The organism is Ferrimicrobium sp. (assembly GCF_027319265.1).
Taxonomy (GTDB): Bacteria; Actinomycetota; Acidimicrobiia; order Acidimicrobiales; family Acidimicrobiaceae; genus Ferrimicrobium.
The window spans coordinates 88,408-100,118 of the sequence record NZ_DAHVNP010000076.1 but is presented as its reverse complement, the minus strand read 5'-3'; the positions used below and the strand labels follow the sequence as shown (position 1 = coordinate 100,118).

The window sequence follows — 11,711 nt, the reverse complement described above, 5'->3', positions numbered from 1 at the left end:
CTGTAAGTTATGCGTCGATCCGTCTACTGGGCCTTGGCGTGGCCGTTCTATCTTGCCCTCGCTCTGCTCTTCGTTGTGCTAGTCGCACTCCTTGGTCTCGATCTTCTCAGATTTGCGTATCAGCGGATTGGCATCGCGCCCGGTTGGCTGCTGCTCATTCTTGTCGCGACGATTCTCGGGAGTTTTATCAATATTCCGGTGGCGAGACTTCAAAACCCGATCGAGGAACCGGTGGAGCGTTCGATCAGTTTCCTCGGTATCCGCTATGTCATCCCGACTCCGCCCCGCCCAAGCGAGACCTCGATTGCGGTCAATGTAGGTGGCGCGGTTATCCCAACGGTCCTTTCGATCTACTTAGCCGTGCACGACCATCTCGAGCTGCTGGCGCTCATCGGGGTCGTTATTGCAGCAGTCGTGGTCCGATTCGTTGCTCGTCCTATCCGTGGCGTAGGTATCGCGGTCCCGATCCTCCTGCCAGCCCTAATGGCGGTCATCCTGGCCTCGTTGCTAACGATTCACTACCTCGCCGCACTGGCCTACATCATCGGTGTGATGGGTGTTCTTATCGGCGCTGACCTCTCGAATCTCAGCAAGACGAGGACGCTTGGCGCATCCATCGTCTCCATAGGCGGCGCGGGGACCTTTGATGGGATCTTCTTGACGGGGCTCCTGGCGGTGCTCTTGGCTTCGATCTAATGGGTGCGCTAGCACTGACCTCCTAGCCGACACCCTGTGTGTCTATTGCCCTTGGCTCAGGGAATACCCTGGTACGCCGTTAAAGGCGTAGAGCCCCTCCGTCTTGATGAACGGGAGCCCTGCTGTGTCGAGTCGATTCAGCTGGTCGATCAGATCCGCTGTCGTGATGGTAGCTCCAGGCACACGAGCCTGGAACCGACAGCGCCAGTGATCGACGCAAAACGTCTCAGCAGCTCCATTTGGATAGACTTTTTGTCCACGATTGCTGATCATGACCAACGTGAGGTTCGGGTTGAGGTGCGCTTCGATCTGCTGTCCAAGCTGGTTCACGTCACCCCGATACTCCAGAAAAATATCGATTCCCTCAAGCGTCTTGATCTCTATTGGACGTTCCTTGAGCTTGACGATGATCGGCTCCTCTGATGCTGGGTAGTGAGCGGCGGGGAGTCGCTCCGGCGTCTGGCCCAGTCGCTCGATGACGGCATCTGCGAAGGCATCGGTGCCCACCTTCTTTGCCGATACCCCATCGGTATAGATGTCAGGGGTGTGAATGCCGTCTTCGATCGTGCAGAGCCATGCGTTATGGACCCGAGTCGCGATTGACCCGAGCCCCAGATGTACCAGCATCAGCACGGCGCCCATTAGAAGACCAGAGGGGTTGGCGATGTTTTGGCCAGCTAGTGGGGGTGCCGAGCCATGAATAGCCTCGAACATGGCGATCTCATCGCCGATATTGGCGCTACCGGCCAGCCCGACGGAGCCGGTGATCTCGGCGGCTACGTCAGATAAAATGTCGCCGTAGAGGTTTGGCAGGACGAGGACATCGAACTGCTCGGGTGCGGTGGCAAGTTTCGCCGTGCCAATATCGATGATCCAGTGCTCGGCCTCTATCTCCGGATACTCGGCCGCCACCTCGTCGAAGATCTTGTGGAAGGTGCCGTCAGAGAGCTTCATGATGTTGTCTTTGGTGAAGCTTGTCACCTTGTGGCGATGGTAACGGCGCGCGTATTCGAAGGCATAGCGAATAATGCGTTCGCTGCCGGGTCGAGTGATGAGTTTGAGGGTTTGAAACACATCTTGGGTCTGACGATGCTCGATGCCGCCATAGAGGTCCTCTTCATTTTCACGGACGATGACGAGATCCATTCCCGGATGTTGGGTGGGTATAAAAGGAGAGTAGGAGATGCAGGGTCGAATGTTGGCGTAGAGGCCAAAAGTTTTGCGAATGGTGACGTTGACGCTTTTGAATCCACCACCTTGTGGAGTCGTGATCGGCGCCTTTAGGAGAACCTTGGTGCGCCGCAGCGAATCCCATGCCTTTGGTTCGATCCCAGACGTAATCCCTTGGTCAAAGACCTGTGCTCCAACCTTGATCCGTTCGATCTCGAGATCCGCCCCCGCCTCGGCGAGAATCCGCAGGGTCGCCTCCATGATCTCTGGGCCGATCCCGTCCCCTTGAGCCACAGTGATGCGTCTTCTACTTTCAATGGTCACGTCCGCTCCTCGCCAACTCGTTGATCCATCGCCAAGACCGGTCTATTCGGGTATCTCAAGAGAGAGCGGTCATTGTCGCGACAAACAGATTGTAGACGACAGTGTCATGGGCCACCAAATGGGAGCATCTCGATGCCTGATGACTGGCTCGCGCGAGGTGGCTGAGGAGCATCCCAGACGGGTGCGGACCCAGATCCTGGGGCCAAGATGGATCTTGCCGCGAACCATGGGTGGTCAATTGCGATGCCCGACCGCACATGTCCCTAGATCAGCCTGGGCGGTGCTGGAACGAATGCACTGTCAGATATGTATGGATCGTAGTGTCCGAAACCACTCAGGCTGATCCTCCCTAACGTCTCGCACCCACAGTTGTCACCCCCCTTGGGGTGCCGTAACGTGGGCTCACGCCAGAGGTGAGGTCGGTGAGTGCGCTCATTCCAGGTGTCTTGTGATAGTCGTGCTGACGCAGTGAAGGTATCGATTACGGGAGGGCGGATCGATTGAATTGGGTCCGTGTTAGCCTTAGCGGGAGGATCCAAGCTTGACGAATCTCATCAGATCGGAGACAGGTATGAACACGGAACAGCTTGAACAGATGACCCATGGCGCTGGCTTTATAGCCGCGCTCGATCAAAGTGGTGGAAGTACGCCTGGCGCCCTCGAGCTCTATGGCATTCCTCGCGAGTCCTACGATTCGGATGAACAGATGCTATCGCTGATGCACGCCATGCGGACGAGAATCGTCACCAATCCGAGTTTCGGCGGTGATCATATCCTCGGAGCTATCCTCTTTGAGGACACGCTCGATCGACAGTTTGCAGGGGTCGATGCCGCGACCTACCTGTGGGACCACAAGCAGGTGGTTCCCTTCGTGAAGGTCGATAAGGGTCTGGCACCTGAGGCCAATGGGGCTCGCTGTATGAACCCGATGCCCGGCTTGAATGCCCTGTTGGACAAGGCGATCACAAAGGGAGTCTTCGGGACAAAAATGCGGTCGTTTATCCAGTTGGGGGATCCTGTTGGCGTACAGGCGGTGGTGGATCAGCAGTTCGAGATCGCCACGAGCATTCTTGCCAAGGGCCTCATCCCTATTCTTGAGCCCGAGATCGATATCACTAGCCCGGACAAGCAAGTGGCCGAGAGCCTGCTTCGAGACGCTCTTCTGAAGGGACTTGATGCGTTAGATGATGATCAGTTGGTCATGCTCAAGCTTACGCTACCCGAGCGTGATGATTACTATGCCTCACTGATAGAGCATCCTAAGGTGGTGCGCGTCGTGGCGCTCTCTGGAGGGTACACCCGCCAACAGGCGATCGAACGACTCGTCCACAACCATAAGATGATCGCGAGTTTCTCACGAGCACTTACCGAGGGCCTCCACGTCGACATGAGTGACGAGGCGTTTACTGCGGAACTCAAGAGCGCGATTGAACAGATTTACACTGCCTCGATTAGCTAAAAAGTTCCTTGTGTCTCGTGATGGTCACTTGCCGCCTCGGTAATCGATCACCTCGACTTGGTCTCCTCGTCCGATGATCGCTGTAGTCACCATCTCTGGGGGAAAGAGACCGTGTTCGATGAGGCCAGGGGTGCCAGAAAGTCGAGCAGCTGTCTCTCTTGGATTCACCAGTGGTCCATGGTAATCGGCGATGATGCCGCCATCAGGGCTAGATGGCACCGCTCTGAGGGTGACGTCGCCCAAACGGCGAAGAGTCGAGCCAAGACCAAAGGCGAGCAGCTCGATCGGGATCGGGCCTTTGAGCACAGCAACCGGTTTCGTCGAATCAGCGATCACGATAAAGCGATTGGCGGTGATGGCAACGAGTTTTTCGCGAGTGTGGGCGGCTCCTCCTCCTTTGACAAGCCAGCCATCTGGGGTGATTTGATCGGTGCCGTCGATTGCTAGATCGAGGATGGCGAGCTCTGTGAATGGTGCCACATCGATGCCGAGCTGTTGCGCGAGATCGGCGGTATGAGGGGAGGTCGCAACGCAGCGGATGTTGCGATGGCGGCGTGCGAGTGCCGGCAAGAGAAAAGCGACGGTTGAACCCGTCCCAAGACCAACGGTCATACCGTCTTCGACAAGATCTGCAGCGGCCTCAGCTGCAAGCTGCTTTTCTCGGTCTACCTGATTGCTTGTACGCACCATTGGCCTCCCAAGAAGATCACTTCCATCGCTCAACATGACCTAGGCACGATTCTATCATGCACCTAGCTGATGTGAAGTTTCCATCGTTTGGCCTGTACTAGAGTAACCCTTTCTCCGTGCACCCCGTAGGAATACAGAGCATCGTGGCTGTTCACTTTTCCCAGCGAGCAGTGATCCAATGAGTCGATGGCCATGCATGGGCGACCTTGGTCGGCGGCGATAATGGTCGCGTGGTTTGTCTCCCATCGCCTGGTCCCCCGTCTTACAGCACCGGGCGCTTCTAGATGCTTGCGTGTAGAGATCACTTGATGGGCGAGCATGCCCTGGACGCATAGAAGGTGCGGATAGGTCGCAGATGGATTCAATGACGGGATTGCTTTCGGGCAAGTGAGTTGGCGACGGGGTGCACTATCGAACGGGAATGGCCTCCTCGTCGGTCGTGATAGAGCTCATCAAGCATGTGCGAGGTGCGCTGACTCAGCGGCACCTCCATTGGGAGACCATAGGCACTCCAGCTGCACGTTCTCCGTGCAACTGAGTATCGCCAGGAATGATTTCTACGAAGACCTGACCGCTTGCGAGCCGTGTGCGGAGCAGCCCAACTACACGTCCGATAGCGGGTGAGTTATTGTGAGCAGAACGATCTGGCCCACGGCCTCGCGAGGGCGATGCTGGCGACGTCGCGAATTGTGCGGCGACGGGTGACAAGATTTGCCCAACAAGAGTCTTCATGGCAGATGAGCGACGTTGGCCGCCGCGTCGTTGAGTCGGAGCCGACCCCACGACGATAAAGGCGGGTGCTGGGCTCACCTGCGTGAGCATGATGGGATGGTTGCTGTTGGGCAGAGGCGAATGGCGACGCGAACAATCATGCATGGTCGAGGACGGTGGCCCGCAACTAGGCGGCAGGTTCGTATCTTGCCTAAAGGATGATAGGCAGGCGGGCTACTCGTAGTATTTCGGTCGGACACGACGAGTGGAGGTGAAGGGACTCGAACCCTCGGCCTCTACATTGCGAACGTAGCGCTCTACCAGCTGAGCTACACCCCCGCGTGCACCAGTCTATCCGGTTCTCAGGCGATCGCTCGCTCTGATGTGGTGCCACGAGAACTCGCCAAGCCCTGTCGTGACGTGGCATAGGTCGGACGAGCACGAGTCGCATTGTGGCTTGCTCTCGCAAGGGTGAGGAAAACCGCTATTGAAACCAGGCTGATGGTGGTGAGCAGCAACCCGATCGGCGCTGCGACGACGATCAACAAAAGCCCAATAAGCAGTGAACCACCAAGAGAAGCAAGCGTTCTCTGCCTTCGACGATACGGCGGTACTGAAGCAGCCGTCGAGGGGCGTGTCGGACGATCTGTGCTTCTTTGCTGAACAAGCGGCCGACTCTGGATGCCGGTCTCAAGCGCCCACAGCTGTTGGCGAAAGGTCACAATAGATCGGAGGTAGTCTTTGCGCCTTCGAGCGCTGAAGAAAGGTTGCATTAGCACCAAGGACCAACCGACGATGAGAATCGCCACTACTCCAGCCTGCATACGCTCATTTCCCCTCTTCGCGTCGCCAACTACCTGACTTCCCTCCGGTTTTCTCCCACAGTGCGAGTTCACCGATGACCATCGACCGATCGTATGACTTGCACATATCGTAGATCGTCAAGGCGGCAATCGATGCTGCAGTGAGAGCCTCCATCTCTACACCAGTTCGATCCACCGTCTCAACCTGGGCCTCGACTTCAACGAAGGTGTCCCCCAGGGTGAAGTTAATGTAGACCGATCCAATCAAAAGAGGATGACATAGCGGTATGAGATCTGGCGTACGTTTCGATGCCTGGATGCCGGCGATTCGCGCAGCTCCGAGCACATCGCCTTTGTTGACGGCGTTGTTTGCCACCAGCGCTGTGGTCTCTGGCTTCATAAAAACCTTACAGCGCGCAAGTGCGCGCCGGTGTGTTGGCTCTTTGGGGGTGACATCAACCATTCTTGCCCGACCCAGTGGGTCGAGGTGGGTGAACTCTCGATCTGCCATCCCTACACTTTAGGTGACTCTCTCACCGCGTGGCGGCAGTTTTTTGATTACCCGCCGATTTGACTCATGGATTTTCGTGGTCGGATGAAGTTCACCCGGCCAATGGAGTGTCCGGCCCACTTTGTGGCGATGATTGCCTCGATCTCGGTGGTGAGTTGTTCCGGGGTGGCATTGTCTCGGACAAGGCCGCGGAGGTCGTGCTCATCGAGGGCGAAGAGGCAGGTTCGAATCTTTCCCTCAGCGCTCAAGCGCACACGGTCACAGTCGCCGCAAAATGGTTTCGTGACGGAAGGAATGATTCCGAATGATCCCTTACCATCTCTGTACCGGTAGGTCGTAGCGGGAGCATGGGTCCGCTCGATCGGATCGACAGGGTAGACGCTCGCGATCTGGGCAAGAATCTCGTCGGCGGTAAGCACGTCCGCCCGTTCCCAGGCATTTGCCCCGTCGAGTGGCATAAATTCAATAAACCGTACTTGTAGGTCATGTTCGCGGCCAAAGGCGGCAAAATCAACGATCTCGTCGTCATTGATGCCCTTCATCGCGACCACATTGAGCTTCAGCGGGTGAAAGCCCGCAGACTGTGCGGCTTCGATGCCTTCGAGTACTCGTTCAAATTGGGGACGTTTGGTGATTTGGAGAAAGCGATCCGCTCGAAGGGTGTCGAGGGAGATATTGATGCGGTCAAGACCGGCATCACGCAACGGTTCAGCGATCAACGGGAGTGTCACTCCATTGGTCGTCATAGAGAGGTTGACCTTGCTCCCTTCGTGGGTGGTTAATGAGGCGAGCATTGCAACAAGACGTGGCAACTGTGCTCGAACCGTTGGTTCCCCACCGGTGAGCCTGATGGAGTCGATATAGAAGCGCTCTACGAAAATTCGACTGATCGCCGTGATCTCCTCGAAGGTCAGCAGTTCACTGCGCGGAAGCCACTCGATTCCCTCCGCCGGTAAACAATAGGTGCAGCGGAAATTGCACCGGTCAGTGATGGAGATGCGAAGGTCTCGAATCTCACGACCGTAGCTATCTATCAAGTGCTTCCGAGGATCCATACTCTAGTAGCGTAGTGACAGTGGGCAATGGTGAAACCTTTAGGTTGGGTACATGACCCCGCTGGTATGTCTTCTGACTGGCGGACGCTCGCGTCGGATGGGGAAGGATAAGGCTGGCTTATATCGTGATTGCGCGACACAGGCGATCTGGCTCTCACTGTTGGTCAGGCAAGCGGTTGGTCCTCGGGTGATTGAAGTGGGCGGTACGTGGACACACGGGGATGCGTATCTCGATGCAGGCCTCGGGCCAGCTTTCGCGCTCCACGAGGCAGCACGAGCAGGGGCACTTGGGCACTCCGGAACAGTTATCGTGCTCCCAATCGATCTCTATCGTCTCGAGGCAACGGGTCTTCGCTGGTTTGTGCGCGAAAGCCTGCGTATGCCAAGCGTGCTCGTTGTTGACCAGACCCCAAGTTGGGTAACTTTTGGGGCGCCTGTGGAGATCTTGCTACGCAGACCACAAGATGGGTCGTTGCGCGCACTGACGTCACAACTACGACCTCTTCGGGTTCCGCTGCCGCTGGAGGAACAGTTTCGTGATAGTGACTATCCATGGGAGCTGCCTACGACCGTTTCAGCACCTTAGACCGCTTCTACAAGATCTGTATAGCGTCTCAGGGCCGCATCCTCGCACGCCGCTGAGTGCAGAAGATGTCGTTCGAAGAGCAAGCCCACCACCATCGTTCGTTTGGCTCGATCGCCGTTGGGGAGCAAGAGATCGAGAAGGTGGCCAAACTGCTCAGCGCCTCGCTCCCTAGCGTCGACCATACAGATCATGAGTGCCGTGATCCATAGTGCCGCCGATGGTCGGTCAAAGATGGAGAGCTTCCACATCAGATCACGAGAGGGATCTGCCAGTTCGGCCTCTACCTCCAACGGTATATAGGTCACCTCCTGGAGCAGATCCGCCTTCGAGCTAAAGTAGTGATAGATCAACGCAGGGTCCACACCAGCGGCTTTTGCGACACTACGAATCGTTAGGCTGCTAGCTCCGTCGTTGACGAGAACATCCATAGCTGCTCGCAGGATCTGCTCTCTGCGTTCGCGCCAGGTTTCTTGAACATTTCCCATGATCTGATCCACCTTTGCAAGTTGCAAGAAGGTATCGGAGCGATTTGTCGATTCTAAACTTTCTCGCGCGTGCGCGTGATCCTCAGGTAGTGGGAACAGAGGTCAACGAGACGAGATAATGGACAAATTGCGATCGGGAGATACTCTCGTCGGCGAGGACAGATAGCTCAGTTGGAGACTGTTCGGAGGCGATGGCAAGTCCACACGTCGGCATGTCGAACTCTTGGAGTGCCTTCATGGCCGGGATATCACCTACATCGTCACCCGCGTACAACACAGCGGAATGGCCTCCAGCTAGTCGACGCAGTACCGTTCCTTTGTCGGAGCGATCACCGACGCTCACTTCCACCACAGATTTTCCAAAGTCGAGGGCGACGTCGTACTCACGCTCTTGTCGACGACTCCAGGCCAGGACCTCAGATGCTCGATCGGGAGCGCGACGATAATGCAGCGCGAGCGAACTCGGCTTTTCCTCCACCAAAATGGCGGTGGGCAACTCTTGGCGAGCACGTCTAACGAGCGCTTCGAGCAGCGTTTGGTCCGTTGGTTCCAGCGTTTCTGGACGGCCGTAGTTGCCGATGAGATGGATCCCAATACCAGCGAATTGCTCCTCAAGATAGTCAGTTGGACGACCGGAGATGATGATAACGTTTGTTTGGTTGCTCAGCCTCTCTAGAGGTTGACGCAGCTGGACATCAAGGCGGGCTTGGCCAGGCGTTGACACGATGGGAGCAAGCGTTCCATCGAAGTCGAAGACAAGCAGGGCAGTCGTGGGGTGCTGGAGATAGACCTGGCGAAACTCAGCGAAGAGCACGGTTGATGGTCTCCAACCACCTTGTCCACGTATTCTGGTTGGTCCATGATCGGACAGGGTCAAGATCGCCACCCTCGAGCGCTCGGTCGAGTGCTCCCGCCGTGCCAGCGATGTCGAGCGGGTTGATGAGTTCAAGCCATTGGCCAACGTGCTCGGCGGCGCCAGCTTCGGTAGAGAGCACAATTTGTGCAGTCGGCTTGGCGACGAGAGCGGCTTCAAAGACGACGAGATTGAGGCCGTCGCGCAGCGGGTTGACCAAGAGGGTATCAAAAAGCTGGTAACTTGCAAGGCTTCTGGCGGGATGGTCGGAGAGGTCGAGGTAAATGGGGTTCCAGCCTTGATGAAACCAGCGTTCATTGACCTCTTTGACGAGCGTCTCGAGTTCAACGGTCAAACGGCGATACTTGGGAATGGTGCTTCGCGATGGGTAGGCAAAGAGGAGGGCTCGGAAATTGCCGCGTGTCTTCGGGTTCTGGCGCAGCATGCTGTCGATGGCGTAGACGCCCCGTAGGAGGTTTTTCGACGGTTCAATTCGGTCGACTCTCAGGATTGTGGGGAGCCCCATGGCAAGCGGTTCGAGCCGATCACGCTCATAGGCGACCCCTTCGTCGGAGAGTGAGTTCACCATGCCAAGCGTGTCGGCCGGGAGGGGAGCCACTACCGTTGGGGGCAGCCGGAACCCGCGGTGGCCGAAGGAATCGATAAAAAATTGCTCCCAATGATGAGCATGGAGACCGATCACGTTAGCGGCAGCGAAGTTACGGAGCAGTTCGTCGCGGATGATTGACGGGATGAGTTCGGATTCTGCCGCCGTGCAGATTGGAGTATGAAAGAACAGAACGATCGAACCACTGAATCCGCGATCGCGTAAGAGTTGGGGCATCAGCATCAGGTGATAATCGTTAATAATGATTGTGGTAGCGGTCAGATCAAGTTTCGATACTGCGTTGGCCATCTGGTCATTGAAACGACGATACTGATCGTAGGCGTCAAAAAAGGCCTGGTCAAAGATTGGCTCGAAGCTGAGGTCAAAGAGCCCATGGAAAAGATACCAAAAGTATTCGTTGGCGATCACTTGATAGGCGACCCTGTGGTCTTGCTCGTCGACGGGAGCAGGGCAGAAACCTGGCTGGATGGCCTCATATCGATGCTCGCGCGCCGCGATTACTTCAGCTTCGGAGGAGATAGGAAACAACCATCGAATTTCGTCGTGCCCCGGTTGGTCCATCAGTCCAAGCAAGCCACTCGCGAGTCCACCTCCCGAGCGGATAAGGGTATGGCCGTCGGCACCGACCTGCATCGGTCCTCTATTGGTGACAAAAAGATATCGTGACTTTTGCTGCATAATGGGTGTCGCGTTTTAGTGTAGTGTCAAGTGGTAAGGCGGGGTGCGTGAAGGTTCTAGCCGCTTTTGACAGCTTTAAGGGTACGGCGTCGGCACGAGAGGTCTCCCATACCCTTGCGCGAGCACTTCGCGCCGACGAGGTAAGAGAGTGCCCCCTCTCTGATGGTGGTGATGGCTTTCTTGAAGTCCTCGCGGACCGATGGGAACAGGTGGCGACCGTCGATGCTCTTGGTCGTCCATGTCGTGCGCGTCTTGGTTATCGGGCCTTCGATCAGGACAACGTTGAGGTGATCCTTGAGACGGCGGAGACGATCGGATTAACGCGTATCGGTGGCGCTGCGAACAATGATCCGATACGTGCGGACTCGACCGGCGTTGCGATTCTGCTTGAAGAGGCGCTACGAAGATCGGAACCACACCGGATTCTTATTGGTTGCGGCGGTTCTGCGGTTACCGATGGTGGACTTGGTTTTATCCGAAGGGTGCGACAGCGTCGTCTTGCACCTGATCCCAGGTTGTTGAGGGTTGCGCTCGATGTGCAGACTCGGTTTAGTGACGCTGCTGCCGTCTTTGGCCCTCAAAAGGGAGCGAGTGTGGAAGCGGTAAGACTACTCACGATGAGGCTCGGCGCTGCGCGAAGCTGGTATCAGCGTTGGTACGGGATCGATCTTGACCATTTTGTTGGTACTGGGGCGGCAGGAGGCTTGTCGGGGGCCTTGTTGGCGATCGGAGCCGAGCTCACCTCTGGGTTTGATGAGGTGGCCGGCCGAGTCCAACTGGCGCGCCAGATCGGCGATGCTGATCTGGTTGTTACTGGCGAGGGCCGGCTCGACGATACGTCGCTTGGTGGGAAGGTGGTAGGCGGTGTTCTCAGGCTTGCTGAGAGTCAAGGTACGCCAGTTTGGGTGGTTGTCGGCTCTGCGGCACCCGAGACGGTACGGGCCGTGCGCCAGCGAGGACACCGGGTATCGGTGTTGAGTGAGCTTTTTGGTCTCGATATGGCGTTGGCCAACCCGCTCGGGCTGCTTACTCAGCTAGCCACGGCGGTAAGCGAGGACTAAG

General features: G+C 56.7%; 12 protein-coding genes and 1 tRNA gene. 4 read left to right on the top strand and 9 right to left on the bottom strand.

Features of this window, described 5'->3' with window-relative positions; genetic code table 11:
• The first annotated feature begins 9 nt into the window (after positions 1-9).
• Positions 10-696 carry a DUF1614 domain-containing protein gene (locus M7439_RS12205; RefSeq protein WP_298342475.1) on the top strand — a complete coding sequence of 229 codons (687 nt, stop codon included), beginning with the start codon at positions 10-12 and terminating at the stop codon, positions 694-696.
• 42 nt (positions 697-738) lie between these two features.
• Here the strand turns inward: M7439_RS12205 and M7439_RS12200 are convergent, their stop codons facing one another.
• Positions 739-2,184 (bottom strand): NADP-dependent isocitrate dehydrogenase, encoded by a 1,446-nt coding sequence (locus M7439_RS12200; RefSeq protein ID WP_366525251.1) that lies wholly within the window; start codon positions 2,182-2,184, stop codon positions 739-741.
• Between the two features lie 577 nt (positions 2,185-2,761).
• Here M7439_RS12200 and M7439_RS12195 point away from each other — a divergent pair.
• On the top strand, positions 2,762-3,649 hold the full coding sequence (locus M7439_RS12195; protein ID WP_298342470.1) for a fructose bisphosphate aldolase: 888 nt from the start codon (positions 2,762-2,764) through the stop codon (positions 3,647-3,649).
• Positions 3,650-3,673: 24 nt separating this feature from the next.
• Here M7439_RS12195 and rpiA read toward each other — a convergent pair whose 3' ends face one another.
• From rpiA to moaA, 5 genes are all read right to left on the bottom strand, one after another.
• On the bottom strand, positions 3,674-4,339 hold the full coding sequence (rpiA, locus tag M7439_RS12190) for a ribose 5-phosphate isomerase A (RefSeq protein ID WP_298442578.1): 666 nt from the start codon (positions 4,337-4,339) through the stop codon (positions 3,674-3,676).
• A gap of 977 nt (positions 4,340-5,316) precedes the next feature.
• Positions 5,317-5,389: transfer RNA gene (locus M7439_RS12185), tRNA-Ala, on the bottom strand.
• A gap of 23 nt (positions 5,390-5,412) precedes the next feature.
• A complete protein-coding gene (locus M7439_RS12180) occupies positions 5,413-5,874 on the bottom strand; it encodes a hypothetical protein (protein ID WP_298342466.1) in 462 nt (153 codons plus the stop codon).
• A gap of 4 nt (positions 5,875-5,878) precedes the next feature.
• Positions 5,879-6,364 (bottom strand): cyclic pyranopterin monophosphate synthase MoaC, encoded by a 486-nt coding sequence (moaC, locus tag M7439_RS12175; RefSeq protein ID WP_298342464.1) that lies wholly within the window; start codon positions 6,362-6,364, stop codon positions 5,879-5,881.
• Between the two features lie 47 nt (positions 6,365-6,411).
• Positions 6,412-7,419 (bottom strand): GTP 3',8-cyclase MoaA, encoded by a 1,008-nt coding sequence (gene moaA, locus M7439_RS12170; RefSeq protein WP_298342462.1) that lies wholly within the window; start codon positions 7,417-7,419, stop codon positions 6,412-6,414.
• A 52-nt stretch (positions 7,420-7,471) separates the two neighbouring features.
• On the opposite strand from moaA, the gene M7439_RS12165 reads away from it, so the two are divergent.
• Positions 7,472-8,005, top strand: coding sequence for a hypothetical protein (locus M7439_RS12165; protein ID WP_298342460.1), 534 nt, complete (start codon positions 7,472-7,474; stop codon positions 8,003-8,005).
• Here M7439_RS12165 and M7439_RS12160 read toward each other — a convergent pair.
• The 3 genes from M7439_RS12160 to M7439_RS12150 form a co-directional block, all read right to left on the bottom strand.
• Positions 8,002-8,490: a TetR/AcrR family transcriptional regulator gene (locus tag M7439_RS12160; protein WP_298342458.1), complete on the bottom strand. Its 489-nt coding sequence runs from the start codon at positions 8,488-8,490 to the stop codon at positions 8,002-8,004. The two genes, M7439_RS12165 and M7439_RS12160, sit on opposite strands and share 4 nt — an antisense overlap.
• A gap of 82 nt (positions 8,491-8,572) precedes the next feature.
• A complete protein-coding gene (otsB, locus tag M7439_RS12155) occupies positions 8,573-9,304 on the bottom strand; it encodes a trehalose-phosphatase (protein WP_298342456.1) in 732 nt (243 codons plus the stop codon).
• The gene (locus M7439_RS12150) at positions 9,291-10,649 is read right to left on the bottom strand and encodes a trehalose-6-phosphate synthase (protein ID WP_298342454.1); all 1,359 of its coding nucleotides are present in this window, start codon (positions 10,647-10,649) and stop codon (positions 9,291-9,293) included. The genes otsB and M7439_RS12150 overlap by 14 nt, the downstream gene beginning before the upstream one ends.
• A 47-nt stretch (positions 10,650-10,696) precedes the next feature.
• Between M7439_RS12150 and M7439_RS12145 the strand changes: the two genes are divergently transcribed.
• Positions 10,697-11,710 carry a glycerate kinase gene (locus tag M7439_RS12145; RefSeq protein ID WP_298342451.1) on the top strand — a complete coding sequence of 338 codons (1,014 nt, stop codon included), beginning with the start codon at positions 10,697-10,699 and terminating at the stop codon, positions 11,708-11,710.
• Position 11,711: the final 1 nt, after the last annotated feature.